Origin of the sequence: Phaeobacter sp. G2, from assembly GCA_025163595.1 — a bacterium.
In the GTDB taxonomy this organism is placed as follows: Bacteria; Pseudomonadota; Alphaproteobacteria; order Rhodobacterales; family Rhodobacteraceae; genus Pseudophaeobacter.
Window position 1 is genome coordinate 1,589,886 of the sequence record CP104100.1, and the last position, 19,449, is coordinate 1,609,334.

Annotated in this window: 16 protein-coding genes and 1 riboswitch; of the genes, 4 read left to right on the forward strand and 12 right to left on the reverse strand. The window is 60.7% G+C overall.

Annotated features, from left to right (window positions below; all coding sequences use genetic code 11):
• Nucleotides 1–2: 2 nt before the first annotated feature.
• Complete coding sequence (locus tag N1037_07570; protein UWS80860.1) at nt 3–1,886, reverse strand: TonB-dependent receptor; 1,884 nt, start codon at nt 1,884–1,886, stop codon at nt 3–5.
• A gap of 158 nt (nt 1,887–2,044) precedes the next feature.
• Nucleotides 2,045–2,255: riboswitch (cobalamin riboswitch) on the reverse strand.
• Between the two features lie 166 nt (nt 2,256–2,421).
• On the opposite strand from N1037_07570, the gene N1037_07575 reads away from it, so the two are divergent.
• Genes N1037_07575 through N1037_07585 form a run of 3 tightly spaced genes read left to right on the forward strand, consistent with a single transcriptional unit; the run spans nt 2,422 to nt 7,764 of the window.
• On the forward strand, nt 2,422–3,000 hold the full coding sequence (locus N1037_07575) for a hypothetical protein (protein ID UWS80861.1): 579 nt from the start codon (nt 2,422–2,424) through the stop codon (nt 2,998–3,000).
• On the forward strand, nt 2,915–4,369 hold the full coding sequence (locus N1037_07580; protein ID UWS80862.1) for a DNA polymerase Y family protein: 1,455 nt from the start codon (nt 2,915–2,917) through the stop codon (nt 4,367–4,369). The genes N1037_07575 and N1037_07580 overlap by 86 nt, the downstream gene beginning before the upstream one ends.
• Before the next feature lie 50 nt (nt 4,370–4,419).
• Nucleotides 4,420–7,764 (forward strand): error-prone DNA polymerase, encoded by a 3,345-nt coding sequence (locus N1037_07585; GenBank protein ID UWS81325.1) that lies wholly within the window; start codon nt 4,420–4,422, stop codon nt 7,762–7,764.
• 118 nt (nt 7,765–7,882) lie between these two features.
• On the opposite strand, the gene N1037_07590 is transcribed toward N1037_07585, so the two are convergent.
• The 11 genes from N1037_07590 to N1037_07640 all read right to left on the reverse strand — a co-directional run bounded on the left by N1037_07590 (nt 7,883) and on the right by N1037_07640 (nt 17,711).
• Nucleotides 7,883–8,485, reverse strand: coding sequence for an autoinducer synthase (locus N1037_07590; protein ID UWS80863.1), 603 nt, complete (start codon nt 8,483–8,485; stop codon nt 7,883–7,885).
• A gap of 154 nt (nt 8,486–8,639) precedes the next feature.
• Entirely contained in the window at nt 8,640–10,400 is a 1,761-nt protein-coding gene (locus N1037_07595) for an ATP-binding protein (protein ID UWS80864.1), read from the reverse strand.
• Nucleotides 10,401–11,369: 969 nt separating this feature from the next.
• Entirely contained in the window at nt 11,370–11,990 is a 621-nt protein-coding gene (locus tag N1037_07600) for a glutathione S-transferase (GenBank protein UWS80865.1), read from the reverse strand.
• A gap of 103 nt (nt 11,991–12,093) precedes the next feature.
• Complete coding sequence (ureG, locus tag N1037_07605; GenBank protein UWS80866.1) at nt 12,094–12,717, reverse strand: urease accessory protein UreG; 624 nt, start codon at nt 12,715–12,717, stop codon at nt 12,094–12,096.
• Nucleotides 12,714–13,379 (reverse strand): urease accessory protein UreF, encoded by a 666-nt coding sequence (locus N1037_07610; GenBank protein ID UWS80867.1) that lies wholly within the window; start codon nt 13,377–13,379, stop codon nt 12,714–12,716. Before N1037_07610 ends, ureG begins: the two co-directional genes overlap by 4 nt.
• Nucleotides 13,363–13,800 (reverse strand): urease accessory protein UreE, encoded by a 438-nt coding sequence (locus tag N1037_07615; protein UWS80868.1) that lies wholly within the window; start codon nt 13,798–13,800, stop codon nt 13,363–13,365. Before N1037_07615 ends, N1037_07610 begins: the two co-directional genes overlap by 17 nt.
• A gap of 10 nt (nt 13,801–13,810) precedes the next feature.
• On the reverse strand, nt 13,811–15,553 hold the full coding sequence (gene ureC / locus N1037_07620) for an urease subunit alpha (protein UWS80869.1): 1,743 nt from the start codon (nt 15,551–15,553) through the stop codon (nt 13,811–13,813).
• Nucleotides 15,554–15,624: 71 nt separating this feature from the next.
• Nucleotides 15,625–15,930: an urease subunit beta gene (locus N1037_07625; protein UWS80870.1), complete on the reverse strand. Its 306-nt coding sequence runs from the start codon at nt 15,928–15,930 to the stop codon at nt 15,625–15,627.
• Nucleotides 15,931–15,944: 14 nt separating this feature from the next.
• Nucleotides 15,945–16,532: a HupE/UreJ family protein gene (locus tag N1037_07630; GenBank protein ID UWS80871.1), complete on the reverse strand. Its 588-nt coding sequence runs from the start codon at nt 16,530–16,532 to the stop codon at nt 15,945–15,947.
• A gap of 23 nt (nt 16,533–16,555) precedes the next feature.
• Nucleotides 16,556–16,858 (reverse strand): urease subunit gamma, encoded by a 303-nt coding sequence (locus N1037_07635; GenBank protein UWS80872.1) that lies wholly within the window; start codon nt 16,856–16,858, stop codon nt 16,556–16,558.
• Between the two features lies 1 nt (nt 16,859).
• Entirely contained in the window at nt 16,860–17,711 is an 852-nt protein-coding gene (locus N1037_07640; protein ID UWS81326.1) for an urease accessory protein UreD, read from the reverse strand.
• A gap of 445 nt (nt 17,712–18,156) precedes the next feature.
• Between N1037_07640 and urtA the strand changes: the two genes are divergently transcribed.
• Nucleotides 18,157–19,437, forward strand: coding sequence for an urea ABC transporter substrate-binding protein (urtA, locus tag N1037_07645; protein ID UWS80873.1), 1,281 nt, complete (start codon nt 18,157–18,159; stop codon nt 19,435–19,437).
• Nucleotides 19,438–19,449 lie beyond the last annotated feature (12 nt).

The window sequence follows — 19,449 nt, forward strand, 5'->3', positions numbered from 1 at the left end:
GATCAGAACGAGGCCTTTACGCCGAAATAGGCGGCACGGCCCCGTTTGGCATAGCCCCAGACATCCGTGTAATCCTCGTCAAACAGGTTGGTGACACGGCCTGTCAAAACCACGTTGTTTGTTAGCTCATACTGGGCCGATAGATCCACGGTGGTGTAGTCTGGTAGTTGGGCGGTGGCATAGGAGCCAAAGAACTGGCTGTCCCAATTGCCGGCCACATGGCGGAGGTCAGCCGTTACGGAGCCACGGCCATTAAAGGCCTGCAGGGTGGCGCTCAGCAGCAGCTCATGTTCCGGGCGGCGCACTTCAACTGAGCCATCGGGATTGCTGGCGTCCAGATAGGTGTAGGTCAGACGCAAGTCGAGGGTGTCTGTGGCGTCGAGACTGGCGGCGAGCTCAACGCCCTTTCGGTCACTGTCACCTGCCTGGTTGCGGTAGGATCTGGTGGTGGGGTTTACCACATAGTTTTCGATCTCACCGGTCAGGGTCTCGTCAAAGTAGGTCACGTCAACCAGCCCGCGTCCCTGCAGGAATGGGACCTCGACACCGATGTCGAAACTGCGGTTTTCTTCCGGTTTCAGGTTCGGATTGCCGAGATAGGTGGTTGTGCCATACGTCACATTGGCAAAGAGTTCGAAATAGGAGGGGTTAACCACGCCTGTCCCCGCCGAGCCATGCAGGCGGATGCCACTGCCCGCAAAAGTATATGAGGCGCTGGCGGTCCAGCTGGTTGCATCCTCAAAGGCGCTGTTATTGTCGCGTCGCACGCCAAGTTGCAGATCCAGGCCATTGGCAAAGCTGCCACGGTACTCCAAGGCGAATGAGTTGGTGCGGCGCGCATAAAGCGGGTTGCTGCTGCTGGAATCCTCGTCCCATTCCAGCATCGCGTTCAGCTGGTGATTGGCCTGATCAACAGGCTGCCCATCCAGACCAAAGCTCAGCAGATATTTGGCTGCTTCTGTCGTGGTCTCGGTTGGGGTGCCACCATTGCTGGCGCTGTCAAAATCGGTGCGCTCCAAAGACAGGCGATGCTTCAAACGCCCCCCCAAGGTGTCCAACTCGGCATAGATCTGCGCCAGGCTCTCGTCCCGCTCACTGAATTGGGTTGGATCGTCCACCACATAACCGGCCGCATCGGTTGCGATGGCGGAGGTGCTGTCGCTGTCGTAGTGTTCGTCCGAGGAGCGCAGGTTGAAGCCGAGTTTCAATCGTTCCGTGACTAGGTAGTCGCCTTTCAGCTGAAGCGTCGTGCGACGAATGCCATCTTCTTCGCCGCCATCGCCGGAGATGTCGTAGCCATCGTCTTGGTCATGGGCCAGGCTGAAAGAGATGCCACCACGCTCAGAGCGTGTGGAGACCCGTGCAGAGGCGCGGTAGCCGTCAGATCCAACCTCGGCGCTGCCACCGTATTCGGTGCCGATGCCGCCGGTCTTGGTAATGATGTTGATCACCCCGGCCGAGGCGTTGGAGCCATAAAACACCGATTGTGGACCCCGCAGGACCTCAATGCGTTCGATATTGGCGGTGTCCAGACCGGACAGGATGTATTCGCTATCGCCGCCGGAGGCTTCAACGCCATCAATCAGTATCAGGGTGTGGTTGGCTTCGCCGCCGCGAATGCGGATTTGAGTGAAACTGTCACCGGAGCCATTGACCATCAGGCCGGGCACTGCCCGCAGTGCATCCTGGACGGTGGTGATGCCGCGTTCCTGGATCTCTTCGCTGGTGAGAACCGAGGCTGAGCGGCCGTATCTTTGGGCCTCAATAGGCGTGAAGCCACCAGAAATGATGATCTCGCCCAGGTCGGTAACCTCAGAGTCTTGGGCCAATGCAATAGCGGGGGTCGCGGCCAGAGCCGCAGCCAAGGACAGGCGTGCCTTGCGCATAATTCAATTCCTCCCGGCCTGGTGTCAAAGCACAGGCCAAGCAGCTGCCCATAGCGGACAGCTCGTTCAAAATGAGAGCCTTTGAGAGGACGTGCCTCCGCAGACGGTGAAAACGCCACCACTACGGAAAACCGTTATCTACAGCGCGCCCCGCACCGGGATAGGGTGATCATTCTGGCAGGTCTCCTGACTTGCGGGTCGAGGCTTTGCTGCGCCTTCCCGCCCTATTGGGGCAGTGGCATTTTGCAGCATTGCTCTCCGCTCACAGTTGCGGGGGCAGTCACGGATTAGGCGCCTATTGGCTACACCTCACCGTGTTCCCTATTATCCGGGTGGTCTCCCAGCCGGACCAGAATGCTCACGACTTAGTCCGGCATTGTCCGCTCTGTCAAGAAGCGAGTTCACAGCGGATCGCTTGAGAACAGTCGCATGGTGAGGTTTGGGTGCGCAGCACTGCAGGTGGCGGACTGGGCGACTTTGTTGCACCAGAGCAGGGTTATTGATGCGCCCATTTGTTCCCTTTATGTTCACGTGCATGCGAGTCGAGTTTCATAATGTTTTTCCCCTGCGCCGTGCCCGCGTCCATGAGGTCTGCGGGGCCGGAGCCATGGGGTTTGCGGTGCTGGCCGCACGGGGGCCTGTGCTTTGGATTCGGCAAGCGTGGCTGTCCGAGACCCTGACGCCACAGGGGATGCTGCCGCTCTTTGATCCGGCGCAGATGTTGCTGGCCCGCCCCAAGGATCAGCTGGACGCGCTTGCGGTGGCCGAAGAGGGTCTCAAAGATGGGGCGCTGCCCCATGTGGTGCTCGAAATAACCCGTCCGCTTGATCTGCGCGAGGGGCGGCGGTTGCAATTGGCGGCCAAGGCGGGGGGCACGACGGGGCTGTGCATTATCCCGGAAGGCATGGGATCGAATGCTGCGGAAACCCGCTGGCACGCCCGTCCGGTTTTTGATTTTGAACAAGAAGACTCGACTCTGAAGCGCTGGGAAATTACCAAGAACAAATCAGGAACATTGGGAGCCTGGCATGTGCGATGGGATCAGCAAACGAGTCGTCTCGATGTGGTTTCCCCGGTTGGCGAGCGACCGGGTTCTGCGGGCGCGCCCGGTTGACGGGGCTTTTGCGCTGACGCTGAAGGCCAAGAATACCGAACGAATTTATTGCCTCAACCGGGCGGCGGAACAGGCCGGCCTGGGCCGCGGGATGAGCTTTGCTGATGCGCGCGCCTTTTGCCCCGATCTGATCAGCCAGCCCGCCCGCCCTGATCTCGACAGGGCTTTCCTTGCCAGCCTGCGCCGCTGGGCGACGCGCTATTGTCCCTGGGTGGGCTATGAGGGGATGGATGGTCTGGTGCTTGATGTCAGTGGCGCGACCCATCTTTGGGGCGGTGAGCCTATGATGCTGGCTGATATGCGGGCGCGGGCCAGCCGTGCGGGATTGGAGCTGCGCCTTGGGCTGGGGGAGAGCCGTGGCGCGGCCTGGGCGCGGGCACATTACGGCGAGGCACAGAGCACGCTCACCGATTTGCCCGTTGCTGCGTTGCGGATTGACGATCAGATGGTCACGGCGCTGCAACGTCTTGGTCTGCGTTGTATCGGCGATCTCACTGTGGCGGCCCGTGCTCCGCTGGCCCGTCGGTTTGGCCCCGACCTGATGCTGCGGCTGGATCAGGCGATGGGGCATGTCTCTGAGCCGATCATGCCCGAAAGCGTGGCGCCGCAGTTTGCCACACGGATGAGCCTGCCTGACCCGATTGGCCTGACCGAGGACGTGATGGGCATCACCGCACGGCTGCTCAGACCGCTGTGCGACAAGCTCAAAGCCCAGGAAATGGGCGCGCGCCGCTTGTGTCTTACCCTGCGGCGGGTTGATCAGGGGCATCAGCAGGTCGAGCTGCGCCTGGCCGCGCCAATGCGCGACCCGAGCCGTATTTTGCCGCTGTTTGAGCGCGGCGTGGGCGAGGTCGACGCCGGGTTCGGGATCGACCAAATGCGGATTGAGGCGACGCTGATCGAGCCGCTCCCCGCCCAACAGATTGGCAGCGGCCAGAGCTCTCCCGACCAACTCAACGATCTGATCACCCGCATCGGCACCCGGATTGGGTTGGAGAATATCCAGCGCTTCCTGCCCGCCGACAGCCATATCCCCGAACGCGCCTTTTCCATTGCGCCCGCTGCCTTTAGCAAGCCCGAGACTGGTTGGGTCGCACCGCGTCCGCGCCCGCTGTGCCTGTTCCCCCCCGAGCCGATCGCGGCCCGTGGACCACAGCCCCCGGTTCAGTTTCGCTGGCGGCGGATGCGGCTCACAACGGGCCGTGCCATCGGCCCCGAACGGATCGCGCCGGAATGGTGGCTCTCGGATGACACCTGGCGTACGGGCCTGCGTGATTATTGGCAGGTGGACACCCGCGAAGGGCGGCGGCTCTGGCTGTTTTATACCCCGCAGAACCCGGGCTGGTTTGCACAGGGTGAATTCACATGACCCAGGGGGGGCGTGACAAGGGGCAGGAGGAGGCCCGCCGCTTTGACCCCATGCTCTGGCACCGTGACAAGGCGGGCTATGCGGAGCTGTGTGTGACAACAAATTTCACCTTTCTCACCGGTGCCTCACATCCGGAGGAATTGGTGCTGCGCGCGGCGGAGCTGGGTCTGGAAGCCATCGCCATCACTGACCGCAACACGCTGGCTGGCGTGGTGCGGGCCTATTCAGCGTTGAAAACCCTGCGCGACGAGGCGAGTCAGAGCTTGCGGGTGCGCTCGTCGCATCAGGTGGATGCCTGTTCGCGCCAACAGGTCGGACAGCCGCAGGATTTGCCCTTGCCTCAGGTGCCCCATACATCCCAAGCGCCGCATCTGCCGAAACTGATCGTCGGCAGCCGTCTGGTGTTGCGGGATTGCCCGGTGGACTGGCTGGCTCTGCCCACAGACCGTGCCGCCTACCGCCGCCTGTCGCGGCTTTTGACCCTTGGCAAGCGGCGGGCCGACAAGGCGGAGTGTCATCTGGATCTGCAAGACTTGGAGGCGGGCTGCCTGGGGATGATCCTCATTGCCCTGCCGCCTGCGGATCTGAGCCGCGCGCAGGAACCGGTGCAGCGACTGGGGCGGCGGTTTCCCGGCGCGGTCTTTTTTGCTGCGCCGCCGCGCTATGACGGCTCCGATCAGGCCTGGTTCGATGCTTGTGCTGCCATGGCGCTACGCTGTTCTGCGCCGATGGTGGCGGTGGGGGATGTGCTGATGCATCACGGCAAACGCCGACAGCTCGCGGATGTGCTCACCTGCCTGCGCGACGGCGTCCCGATTGACCAGATCGGCACCAAGGCCCTGCCCAATGCCGAGCGCCGTCTCAAAGGTGCTGGCGACATGGCGCGGCTCTATCAGCGGCATCCGGCGGCGCTGAAGCGGACGCTGGAAATTGCCGCGCGCTGTGGGTTTGATTTGTCGGACCTGAGCTATGAATACCCCGACGAGATGTCCGAAGGAGAATCCGCGCAGGCCCGGCTCACCCGCCTGGCCCAGGAAGGGCTGCGCCGGCGCTATCCGGAGGGTACCTCGGCGCGGGTGCATCAGTTGATGCAAAAGGAGCTGTCGGTGATTGGTGAGCTGGGGTATGCGCCCTATTTCCTGACGGTGCATGATATCGTGCAGGAAGCCCGCGCGCGTGGCATTTTGTGTCAGGGTCGGGGCTCGGCGGCCAATTCCATTATTTGTTACCTGCTGGGCATCACCGATGTCAGCCCGGACATGATCGGTATGGTGTTTGAACGCTTCATCTCCCGATACCGCGGCGAGCCGCCCGACATCGACGTGGATTTCGAACATGAGCGCCGCGAAGAGGTGATCCAGTGGATCTATGAGAAATACGGCCGACACCGTGCGGGGCTTTGTGCCACGGTGATCCACTTTCGCACCCGCGCTGCAATCCGCGAGGTGGGCAAGGTCATGGGCCTGTCTCAGGACCTGACGGCGCGGCTGTCGGGCGATATCTGGGGCATGACCAATGCGGGGGTGGACATGGACCGGGTCAGAGCGCTGGGTCTGGACCCGACGGATCTGCGGCTGGCGCAGACGCTCAAACTCATTGGCGAGATCATCGGTTTTCCGCGTCACCTGTCCCAGCATGTCGGCGGGTTCATCATCACCCATGAGCGGCTCGACGCGCTATGCCCCATCGAGAATGCCGCGATGGAGGATCGCACCGTGATTGAGTGGGACAAGGATGACATTGATGCGCTTGGCATCCTGAAGATCGATGTGCTCTCTCTCGGGATGCTCACCTGCCTGCATAAATGTTTTGATCTTTTGGCGGAGTTCGAGGGGCGGCAGCTGGCTCTTGACACCGTGCCGCAGGAGGATCGTGCCACCTATGAGATGCTGCAGCGGGCGGATGCGGTGGGGGTGTTTCAGGTGGAAAGCCGGGCGCAGATGAATTTTTTGCCCCGGATGAAACCCGCGACATTTTATGATCTGGTGATTGAGGTCGCCATTGTGCGCCCCGGCCCGATCCAGGGGGGCATGGTCAAACCCTATATCCGCAGGCGGCAGGGGCTAGAGGCCCCCGAACCCTTTGGTCCCGCACTTGCAGAGGTGACCCGCAAAACTCTTGGGGTGCCGCTGTTTCAGGAACAAGCCATGCAGATCGCGGTGGTCGGCGCGGGCTACACGGCGGAAGAGGCCGACAAACTGCGCCGCTCTTTGGCGTCGTTTCGGCGTATGGGCACCATCGGTGAGCATCGCGACCGGTTTGTGCAGGGCATGTTGGACAACGGCTATCCGCAAGAGGTGGCCGAGGCCTGTTTTACGCAGATCGAGGGTTTTGCTGACTACGGATTTCCCGAAAGCCACGCGGCTGCGTTTGCCATGCTGACCTATGTCTCCTCGTGGTTCAAATGCCATCATCCGGCGGTGTTTGCCTGCGCGCTGCTGAATTCCCAACCGATGGGGTTTTATGCACCCGCCCAGATCGTGCGTGATCTGCGCGATCATGGCGTCGAGGTGCGACCGGTCTGCGTCAATTACTCCGAGTGGGACAACAGTCTGGAACGGCGCGCCGATGGGGCGCTGGCGCTGCGCCTTGGGTTTCGCCAGATCAAAGGGTTTCGCAAGGAGGATGCGGGGTGGATCAGGGCGGCGCGGGGCAACGGCTATCAGGACCCCGAAAGCGTCTGGCTGCGTGCGGGGGTTGCGCCCTCGGTATTGGAACGGCTGGCAGAGGCGGATGGGTTTATCGGCATGGGGCTGACACGGCGTGATGCCCTGTGGCAGGTTCGGGCGATCCGCGCCGCCAAACCACTGCCGCTTTTTGCCAATCCAATGGACGGAGAGGGCATTCACGAACCCCTGGTGCATCTGCCCAACATGCATCTGGGAGAAGAAGTTGTCGAAGACTATGTCTCCATGCGGCTCACATTACGCGCCCACCCGATGGAGCTGTTGCGCCCGATGATCCCCGATCTGACGCCCCATGACCGTTTGCCCGAGGCCCCCCTGAAACGCACCAGTGTTTGCGGCCTCGTCATTACACGCCAACGCCCCGGCACCGCGTCTGGCGTGATTTTCCTGACCCTTGAGGATGAAACTGGCGTCTCCAATGTGGTGGTCTGGTCCAAGGTCTATAAACGCTTTCGGCGGGTGGTCATGGGGGGGCGGCTTTTGCGGGTGACAGGCCGGTTGGAGCGTGAAGGCATCGTTGTGCATCTCATCGCCGATCATATCGAGGACCTCTCCCACCGGCTTTCTGAGTTGGGTCATCCTCTTGATGACGCGGTGGGCATCACCCAGCCCCAGGCGGACGGCGCCCCCAGAGGAGGCTACAAAACCTCCGCCCGTCACCCGCGCGAGCAGGCAAAGCGGTTGTTCCCAAGCCGGGATTTCCACTGAGAACAGGCATGTATCCAATGGCACCAAACGATGTGCGCAAAGCTGCGACAGGGCTGCGGGGCTCATTTTACGCCCAGGAGAGGAGAAATCTGGAGCGGAGAAATCTGGGGCGGCTAGATCAGGCCGCGTGGCTACGCACGTTCTTGGCGTCCACCTTCAGGTGATAGGCTTGGCAGGTTTCGCCACCGACTTCGAGACGCGGGCCTGCCGGCGAAATTGTGAGACCCGTGCGGCGCATGAGCAAGCCTGCAGCGACAGAGGTCAGGCAGATATAGGAGTCAAACTTCCAGGTCTCTGCCAAACGGGCGAGAGCCAAGCCGATTTCACTTCTCACCCGCATTCGGTCCCGGCTGCTCAGGGTGTCGGTCACAAAAACTCTGCTGACCTCCCATGTGCCGGGATCCTGTGGTGCAGGCTCGTCAAGAAGGTTCGTCGGCATATCCGGTAACAGGCCAAGCTGCGCATCGCGCAGCATGTAGCTGGCGTTGATGTTATGGGCGGTAGTGGGCGTCACCCGCAGGCCGCCATAAACGGTCAGCCCATCATGTATTGTACAATAGATGCTTTCCGGGGTGTCATACTGGTCAAATTCGAGCCCGCGCGTATTGGGGAGTTTCCAACCGCGCGTTTCGATGAAGTGATGATACCGTGCGCGCAGAAGCGCCGTGAATAATGTACCGGTTTCACCCAAGTTATCAAAGGTGATCTCTGTCGATTGCATTTGGGTGCCTACCCATTTGTTAGAATCTCTCAAGACTCAGTCTTGGGGATTTGCTAAAATTTAAAACAACTTTTACAGGAAATCGTAAATATTACATTAACTTACATAGGGTCATTTTAGGGTTTGTGAGGCCCCGAGGCGGGATGTCTGCGGTTTAAAGCGCGGTTTTTGCCTCATGGCTGACGGCTGAAACGCTGCGGATCTCAGACAACAGGACCGATTTCTTTACGGGCTTGGCGATATAGCCCAAGGCCCCAAGCGCAAGGAACCGTTGGCGATCTTCGGTTGCGGCATTGGCCGTGAGCATGATCACCGGCGTTGCAGCAATTCGGCCGCCGCGCCGCGCCATTTCCAACAAGGTTTCTTCACCATCCATGATTGGCATTTTCATGTCCAGCAAAACAAGGTCCACAGGGCGCTGTTCGAGGCATTTCAATGCTTTGGCGCCATCTTCGGCCTCGATAATCTCGACATTGCTCTTTTTCAGAAAGGAGCGCACAACCATGCGATTGGATTGGGTGTCATCGACAAGCAATATGGATTTGACGCCTAGATCGTGGTCAAGCGCTTGCGGGTTGTCTGTGACGTGTTTGGCGTTGGGAAACTCCGGCGGGGATTGTGGCTCTTCCAGGATTTTGAGCTGACTGGTGAAAGAAAAACAGCTTCCCGCCTTGAGAACAGAACGAACTGAAATGTCTCCCCCCATCATCCGGGCGAACCGACGTGCAATCGAAAGCCCAAGGCCGGTGCCCGGGACCGTTGGCGCGTTTTTATCCACGGCCCGATAAAACTCAGCAAAAAGATGAGGGATCTGATTTGCGGCGATCCCACGCCCGGTATCCGAAACCTGGACGGTCAGAACGCAGGTCGCATCAACCTGCTGCGATGACACCTGAACCTTGATATGCCCTGTCTCGGTAAATTTGACTGCATTGGACACCAGGTTCCCAATCACTTGCCGTAGTCTCAAGGCATCAAACTCAGCGTAGCGTGGCAGATCCTCGCTAAAATTCAGGCTGAACTGCAGGCCCTTGGCCCGGGCAGGGGCCCGAAACATCTCTACCGCACTGGTGATTTCAACCTGGGGCGAGGCAGCGGTGACATTGATTTCGATATGACCGGATTCCACTTTGGCATGGTCAAGAACATCGTTCAAAATACCAGTAAGCGCCTGGGCGGATTGCCGCAGCAACAGGCTGCGCTCCTGTTTTGTTTTTGGATCTGTGTCCTCTTCGTCGATGAGTTCTGCCATGCCGCAAATCGCGTTCAGCGGAGTGCGGATCTCATGGCTCATGGCGGCGAGAAAGCTGCTCTTGGCACGGCTTCCGGCTTCAGCGGCGCTCAGGGCTTGGCGCAGACGATCGGTCATTTTGTTAAGCGCTCGCATGCTATGGGCGACATAGCCGGCCCCCAACACCAGAATGACAACGGCTATGCCAATCTCAACCGGACTGGCAAAGGAGTGAAGAAAACTGACAATCATATAGCCGACAGCGCAAATGATTGGCAAAGCGGTCAGCAGGCCAAAGAACATCCACTCAGAGCGGGCCACCACGCTGTGATTGAGCGCGATCACCAATAGCATGGCCCCGGCGAGCTTGGGAAAGGCGTCGGGTTCCAGGAAAAGCAGGATCGGGATGGCATTGAAAAGCAAGATGCCAACGAAGGCTGAGAGGGAAAAAATAACAACCCCGGCGAGAGTCACCTTGTGCCTTAGCTTGTTATACACATACAATCCGACAAGTTCGATGAGGGCGATGGCGACATAGAAAAAGCAAACCGTCTGAAACGGAAGGTAGTAGAGCGACAAGAGCGAAATGACGGTGATCGAAGCAAACCGAGACGGCATGTCTTCGCGGACCAGCTGGTTTTGGGCGCACACCGAAGCCTTAAGGTCTGGTGATAATTTCAACATTCGCATTGTCCTTGCGGTGTCCTTCACATCGTTCCTTGTTTGGCAAACCAAGCGCCGGTAGCAACCGTTAACAACCCCTTAAAATAGACACGAACTCCTGCGCGCAGCGTAGGATTAAAAGGTGAGCGGTCCCTTAATCGGCACAGGGTGGTAGAAATACCTCGCACCGAAAGCAGGACCGTGTTTCCATCTTTCGTTAAGTGTTGCCCTTTGGGTGCCCCATGATCAAGCCCGTCAATCGCAACCACGCGCTTTGTTGAGGATCCTGATGGGGGCGCACCTCGTGCAAAAAGCATCAATGGGCAGTGCAGCAAGGCTGCGGGTAAAGTGGTAATTGAATAAAACCAAAGGAAAAATTTTTCCACGCGACGGTTTGTGGTGGCCGCGCAGAAATGTTTGCGCAGTGCAGATCGGTTCCGTTTGACCAGATGCGCGGTAGACAGCGACCTGCTGGGAACACTCGCAGGGAGGCTAAATCTGTTGCACGACAGGCTGGTACACCGGGGGCAAATTGATTTAGCCGCAAGACCCTGCAGGAGGGGGCCGTGTTCTGCACGGCGGCTGGGCTGACCCTGCGCCTGACCCGCCGCGCTGGGTTTGCCCGGTTCAGCTCTTCGTGTTCATTCCAGGCTTTGTGTTCAAATTATAGGCGCGGGTGAGGGGGCGAAACCTGCCAGAGCCGTTAGATCGTTTGGCGGTGCCAGTGACACAGAGCGCATCGGCGTTGGGGATGATTGGGCAAACCGGATCAGCAGAATCTAAAGCGCCGGGTCAGCTGACCGCCTAAGGGATTGGTTGCAACTTTTGCGAGTGCTGGCGCAAATTAGCCAAACGCAGGGTCAGAGTGCACGGTAGTGCAGTCTCCCGGATTCCGGGGACTGCTGTGGCCAGAGATGAAAGGCAGGAAGCCGAGCCCCAAGCAGGCCCGGCACACCAGGGCTTGGAGCTCAGAAACAATCGGTCCTGACCCTAGGCAAAGGCGTAGGCGCCGCCTTTTTCAAGCGCCCGCTGATAGGCCGGCCGCGCCTGCATACTGGCCACAAAGCCCGCAAGTTTTGGCAGGTTTTTCCCCTGGCCCTGGGCGATGGCGATTTCGGCGGGAAAGCTCAGCATGATATCTGCGGCGGACAGCTCATCCTGAACAAAATGCCCCGAGGGACGCAGCAGGCTCTCCATATAAACAAAGTGGCTTTCCAGTTGTTGGGTGATACGCGGTGCCAGCGGCGCGCCTGCTTCGCCCAGTTTGCCCACATAAAGCTGCAACAGGATGGGCGTCATCGCAGAGCCTTCGGCAAAATGCATCAGCTCCAGATGGCTGATATAGGCGTCGGTGTCGCGGTCGGGCACCAGTTGCGGCCCAAAGCCGGCGCAGAGATAGTCAACAATTGCGCCGCTTTCGGTGATGATCCGCCCGTCTACCTCCAGCATGGGGGATTTCCCCAAGGGGTGTTTGGCGAGCAGGGCAGGGGGCGCCAGATTGGTCACGCTATCGCGCTGATAGTGTTCAATCTCATAGGGCAGCCCCAGTTCCTCCAGCAGCCAAAGAACCCGCTGCGAACGTGAGTTGTTGAGATGATGTACGGTAAACATGCTGGCCTCCTGACCCAGTGGTGCTGTGTCCTGTCTCACAGGCTGACCTCCTTTGTCGCCCAGCACCAGTGTCACGTTGGGTCAGCTGCGCATATGGCGGGGGCTACGCCGCCGAGGGCAGGCCGCCAATGTTGCGGATCTCTTGCCAGACCTCATCGACACCGACGCGGGCCTTCAGGTTGGTGAAATAGGTCGGCAACCCCTGGCGCATGCGCGCAGCGTCGCGCTCCATCACCTCCAGGCTGGCGCCCACATGGGGGGCCAGATCGGTCTTGTTGATCACCAGAATGTCCGAACGGGTCACCGCCGGGCCGCCCTTGCGGGGGATTTCTTCGCCCGCGGCCACGTCGATCACATAGATGGTCAGATCCGCCAGCTCGGGGCTGAAGGTGGCCGACAGGTTATCACCGCCGCTTTCGATCAGCACGACCTCGACCTCCGGGTGGCGGTCGACCATTTCAGCCACCGCCGCCAGATTGATCGAGGCATCTTCGCGGATCGCGGTGTGCGGACAGCCGCCGGTTTCCACCCCGATGATCCGGTCCGAGGGCAGCACCTGCATGCGCACCAGCGCCTCGGCGTCTTCCTGCGTGTAGATATCATTGGTGATCACACCAATGGAAAGCTTGTCCCGCAGGGTTTCGGCCAGGGCTGCGGTCAGCGTGGTCTTGCCGGCGCCAACCGGTCCGCCGATGCCAATACGAAGAGGGCCATTGGGGCTCGTCATGTGCGAAATATCCTTGATCGTTGAGTTTCGTGTTTCATCGCGGCGATATCGGCCAGAAAGGCGGTGGCTGACAGCTGGCTCAGATCGCCATCGCGGGTCTGGTCCGCAATGGTGGGCAGGCGGCAGCTGAGTCGCTGCAGGATCTGCTGCCCCTGGGTCTGGCCCACCGGCAGCAGCCGCTGGCCCGCCGCGACCAGATTGGACAAGAACCCCTGCAGATACATCACCTGGGTCAGCTCCAGCGGCAGGCGCTCAGCCGCCGCCGCCGCCCCCAGTGCCACCGGATAGGTGAGCCCGGCAAGCTGCGCACCCCAGATCGCCTCGGTCACAAGGCCAAAACTGCGGCCTTGCTGGCGGGTTTCCAACAGCCGTTCCTGTGACGCTGCAAAGGCACAGGCGGTGGCGTCGATCGCGGCCAGTTCAGCGACCAGATCAGCGGCCGCATTCGCGCGCCAGGCGGCGGCCAGAAACAGCGCATCCGAACGCCCGGCACCATGCTCCAGCACCTCTTGTAGCCAGGTCTCCAGATCGCTGCCATCGCGGAGCCAGCCCTGGTCCACAGCCGCTTCCAAGCCGTGACTGTAGGCAAAGGCGCCTACCGGATAGGCCGGTGACAGCCATTGGCTGAGGGTGAGGATCTGGGCGCTAGTGGCTGTGACCATGGGTGCGTCCGTGGCCATAGGCCCCGCCTTCGGGGGTAAAGGGTGCCTCGACCTCGCGCAGATCAGCGCCCAGTTTTTCCAGCATATCGCGCAGCACATGGTCCATCTGGATCAGCAGCCTGTTGTCTTCGACCTGGCAGGGGGTATGGCGGTTGCCGATATGCCAGGCAAGCCGGGGCAGATCGCCGGTGACTTCCAGCAGGGTTTCAGTGGCGGGGATGACCTCAATCAGCCGCCCGTCAGAGAGCTTGAACGCATCCCCGCCACCCACAGAGGACGTCTGCGCCAGATCCACCAGGAACTGCGCCCCAGAGGTGGCGGTCAAAACCTTGCGGCGCAAAAACCGTGCATCATAGGTGAGCGTCACCTGGTCGTCGCCATGGTGGCTGTGGATCACTTCGCGGGCGGTTGGCAGGTCCATTGTGGCCTCCTCAGAACATGAAATAGCGTTGTGCCATGGGCAGCACTTCGGCGGGCTGGCAGGTCAGCAGCTCCCCATCGGCGCGCACCTCATAGGTTTCGGGGTTCACCTCCATCACCGGGGTGGCAGTGTTCAGCAGCAGATCTTTCTTGCCGATGTTGCGGGTGTTTTGCACCGCCACTGTTTGTTTCGCCAACCCCAGGTTCTGGCCGATGCCAGCGTCCTGCGCGGCCGCCGAGACAAAGGTGACAGCCGCGTTTTCCACGGCGCGGCCAAAGGCGCCAAACATCGGCCGGGAATAGACCGGCTGTGGCGTCGGGATCGAGGCATTGGGATCGCCCATCTGCGCCATCACGATAGAGCCCCCCAGCAGCACCATTTCGGGTTTGACGCCAAAAAACGCTGGGTTCCACAGCACCAGATCGGCGCGTTTGCCCTCTTCCAGGCTGCCGATTTCATGGGATATCCCATGGGCAATGGCCGGGTTGATGGTGTATTTGGCGATGTAGCGTCGCACCCGGTAATTGTCGTTGTCGCCGGTTTCCTCGGCCAGGCGGCCACGCTGTTTCTTCATCTTATCAGCGGTTTGCCAGGTGCGGATCAGCACTTCACCGACCCGGCCCATGGCCTGGCTGTCGGAGGCGATGATGCTGAACGCGCCCATGTCGTGCAGGATGTCTTCGGCGGCGATGGTTTCGCGGCGGATGCGGCTTTCGGCAAATGCGACGTCTTCGGGGATGGATTTGTCCAGATGGTGGCAGACCATCAGCATGTCCAGATGTTCCTCCAGCGTGTTCACGGTGAAAGGGCGCGTCGGGTTGGTCGAGGAGGGCAGCACATGCTCTTCGCCGCAGATCTTGATGATATCCGGCGCATGGCCGCCACCTGCGCCTTCGGTGTGAAAGGCATGGATGGTGCGGCCCTTGATGGCGTCGACGGTATGTTCGACAAAGCCGCTTTCATTCAGGGTATCTGTATGGATCATCACCTGCACGTCCCAGGCGTCGGCCACCGACAGACAGCAGTCGATGGCGGCGGGGGTCGAGCCCCAGTCCTCATGTAGTTTCAGCGCGCAGGCGCCGCCCAGAACCTGCTCTTCCAGGGCGGCGGGCAGCGCGGCGTTGCCCTTGCCGGCAAAGGCCAGATTCATGGGAAAGGCATCGGCTGATTGCAACATGCGGCCAATGTGCCAGGGGCCGGGGGTACAGGTGGTGGCCAGGGTGCCATGAGCCGGGCCGGTGCCACCGCCCAGCATGGTGGTGAGGCCGGAATGCAGCGCGTCTTCGATCTGTTGCGGGCAGATGAAATGGATATGGCTGTCAAATCCCCCTGCGGTCAAAATGCGCCCCTCGCCAGCGATCACCTCGGTGCCGGGACCAACGATCACATCCACTCCGGGCTGGGTGTCAGGGTTGCCTGCCTTGCCGATCTTGGCAATGCGCCCGCCCTTTAGGCCCACGTCGGCCTTGTAGATTCCGGTGTGGTCGATGATCAGCGCATTGGTGATCACCGTGTCCACCGCGCCAGCGGCGCGGGTCACCTGGGATTGCCCCATGCCATCGCGGATCACCTTGCCGCCGCCAAATTTGACCTCCTCGCCATAGAGCGGCGCATTTCCTGAGCCCGAGGCGCGCTCGGCGGTCATGTCGCGCTCGACCTCGATGATCAGGTCCGTATCGGCAAGGCGCAGCTTGTCGCCGGTGGTCGGGCCAAACATGGCGGCGTAATCGGCGCGGGAAATCTGGGTGGGCATGGGGTTGAAACCTCAGCAAAACAGTTTGGTGTAGGGCGCAGTGGCACGCGCCTGAGAGGGGGCAGCAGCGGTCAGAGCGCGCCCATGATCTTTTGGTTGAAGCCAAAGACCCGCCGGGCACCGGAAAAGGGCACCAGCTGCACCTCGCGGCGCTGGCCGGGTTCAAACCGCACGGCGGTGCCCGCAGCAATGTCCAGGCGATGGCCATGGGCGGTCTCGCGGTCGAACTCCAGCGCCGGGTTGGCTTCGGCAAAATGGTAGTGCGAGCCAACCTGCACCGGGCGGTCGCCGGTGTTCGCCACCATCAGCGATACCGCCTCACGGTCTGCATTCAGGGTCAGATCGCCTGCGGCGGGGATGATTTCTCCGGGGATCATGGCTTTTTCCCTCCTCAGCCTGCAATCATCAGTGTGGTGCCTGCTGCGGCGACCAATCCGCCCAGAAGGCGGGTGGCCAGCGGTGCCCGCTGTGCGAGGCCAAGCCCGCCCAGAACACCCACAGCATGCAGCAGCGCGGTTGCGATGGCGAAACCCGCCAGATAGGGCAGCGCCTCAGCGCTTCCCAGTTCGGCCCCATGGGCGTGACCGTGAAACATGCCAAAAAGCGCGGTCACGCCAACAGCGCCTGTCAGCGGCAGGCGCAGGGCCAGTGCGCAGAGACCGCCAAGGACCAACACAGAGGCGAGGATCACCGGCTCCACGAAAGGCAGGCCAACACCCGCCATTGCCAGCAGAAAGCCCGCAGCCATCGCAGCGACAAAGGCGACCGGCAGCGCTGCCAAGGCGCGACGGTCATCTGACCTGTCGGCCAGCATCACCGCCCACAGTCCAACGGCGACCATGGCCAGGATATGGTCTGCGCCAAACACCGGGTGGCTCATGCCCGCAACAAATGAGCCATGCTCGGTCGGATCTAGATGGGCCAATGCAGGACCAGCGGTGAGGGTGAGGGCTGGGGTGAGAGCAAGCAGTCGTTTCATCTTGGGCTTCTCCAAATGGGACATTAGCGAATGGGGTTGTGAACGGTCACCAGCTTGGTGCCGTCGGGAAAGGTGGCTTCGACCTGCACGTCATGGATCATCTCGGCGATGCCCTCCATGCATTGGTCGCGGCTGATGACCTCGGCGCCGGCCTCCATCATGTCAGCGACGGAACGGCCGTCACGGGCGCCCTCGACCACCGCATCGGTGATCAGGGCGATGGCCTCGGGATGGTTCAGTTTGACGCCGCGCGCCAGGCGGCGGCGGGCCACCTCTGCGGCCATGGCGATCAGCAGTTTGTCTTTTTCTCGGGGGGTCAGGTTCATGTCAGATCATCCAGCATCGGGGAAGGGTGCCCTGTGTCAGGCGGTTCAGGATCGGGATCAGGCTGCGGCGCAGCTCATAGGCGTCAGCGGCGAGAATGCGCAGCAGCAACAGGTCATCCCCAATCACCGAGGCCCCGGCCTGGGGCGGCAACATGGCCCGCAAGGGGGCCAGCTGGCCGCGGGCATCCGGCGCCACATAGATCACCGAGACCAGCGCCCGGGCCCCGGCGGCCACATGCGGGCGGTCCAGCTGTGCCTGCATGTCACCGTCAAAGCGAATGGCGTCGCGGTAGAGCTCGGTGCCATTACGGCGCAGCAAAATCCGGTCATGAAAGCGCCCCTGTGTCACCGTTTCTCCCATGGCCAGGCGGCCAAAGACCAGCGGCTCCACCAGCAGGGCGGTGGCATCGGCGGCGAGATCCACATCGAGCCGACGCGACAGGGCGCAGCTTTGGAACAGAATGGTTTCCTGCGGCAGCCAGCTCACATGGCCCCCTGCGGCGACGTTCAGTTTGGTTTGCAGCTGCCCCACTTCACCGGGCTGGGCGCGATAGGCGCGTTCAGCCGTCTGGGTGGTCAGGGTCAAGGCAGCACCGGCCCCGACACCGGCAGTGATCCGCATGTCATCGCCGCCGGTGATGCCACCGGCCGTATTGATCAGCACCGCCTCGAGGCTTGTGGTTTTTATTCGTGGAAACAAGCACCTGAACGAGCCAGACTGCCGCAGCCCCCGCAGCACCGACCCCCGCGACGTCTGCTTGACCGTAAGGTCAACAGCGCCCTGCGCCCGTGGTTGGCTGGGGCGGGCAGGGGGCACAGGCCGGGCGGCTTGCTGCGATATGTCGGCGGTCAGAGTAATGCCGGTCTCCTTTATCGGGTCAGATCCTTTGGCCAGATCTTCAGGCCGGATCTTTCGGGCGACAGCAGCATGTCAGCCGCAAGTCGGTTGCCTTTTTTTTCGGCAGTTCCGATCGGAGGCTCCACAAAAACTTGCAAAATTCCGCTTTTGAAAAACGCATTGCCTGTTTTTTAGCGCGCAGAGCGCCGTACAGCCCAATTTTTGATCATTTTGCAGTATGGCGCGGGAAAACTCGGCGCCGCACGTTGCTTCAATTGCTGCGATGCAGAAGCACTGTATGTGCCTGCCAGGAGCAATTGTTTTTGAAGGGTGTGTGACGACCAGACGAATTGCAGCTCTGACCGGCCGCCACACGGGTGCAACAAAGGTTGCGGGGACTGGGTACGGAAAGAGGCGCGTTGACGCAAGCACCCCCGACCCCCTCCGCCGGGAGATAAACATGATCAATCTAAAAACCACTTTGGCAGCCACAGCTGCTGTCGCCGCCCTCAGCACGCCAGCTCTGGCAGCGGATTGCACGTATAAAGTGGGCGTGCTGCATTCTCTGTCCGGAACCATGGCGATTTCCGAGACCACGCTGAAAGACACCATGTTGATGCTGATTGACCAGCAGAACGCTGCCGGCGGTGTCATGGGCTGTGAGCTGGAAGCCGTTGTTGTCGATCCGGCCTCCGACTGGCCGCTGTTTGCCGAAAAGGCGCGCGAGTTGCTGACGGTGCATGATGTGGATGTGATCTTTGGCAACTGGACCAGCGTCAGCCGCAAATCGGTTCTGCCGGTGATCGAAGAGCTGAACGGATTGCTGTTCTACCCGGTGCAGTATGAGGGCGAAGAAAGCTCCAAGAACGTGTTCTACACTGGTGCGGCGCCCAACCAGCAGGCGATCCCGGCGACGGATTACTTCCTCGAAGAGCTGGGTGTTGAAAAATTTGCCCTGCTGGGGACCGACTATGTCTACCCCCGCACCACCAACAACATTCTGGAAAGCTATCTGCAGTCCAAGGGCATCGCCAGCGAAGATATCTTTGTGAACTACACCCCCTTTGGTCACTCTGACTGGTCCAAGATCGTTGCAGATGTTGTGGCGCTGGCCGCAGACGGCAAAAAGGTTGGGGTGATTTCCACCATCAATGGCGACGCCAACATCGGTTTCTACAAAGAACTGGCCGCTGCCGGTATTTCGGCGGATGACATCCCCGTGGTTGCCTTCTCGGTTGGCGAAGAAGAGCTGTCGGGTCTGGATACCTCGAACCTGGTAGGCCACCTGGCGGCCTGGAACTACTTCCAGTCGGCTGAAAGCGAGGCCAACACCGCCTTTATCGACTCCTGGAAAACCACCATGGGCGACGAGCGCGTCACCAATGACCCGATGGAAGCCCATTACATTGGCTTCAACATGTGGGTGAATGCGGTGGAAGCGGCAAAAACCGCCGATGTGGATGCGGTGCGGACGGCCATGTATGGGCAGGAATTCCCCAACCTGACCGGCGGCACTGCTGTGATGTTGCCCAACCACCACCTGGCCAAGCCAGTGCTGATTGGTGAAATCCAGGAAGACGGCCAGTTTGACATCATCAGCCAGACCACCGAAGTCCCCGGCGATGCCTGGACCGACTTCCTGCCTGACAGTGCGGTTTTGATGTCTGATTGGAAAGACATCGGTTGCGGCATGTATAACACCGAAACCAAAACCTGCGTTCAGCTGAACTCGAACTACTGATCGTAACAGTCC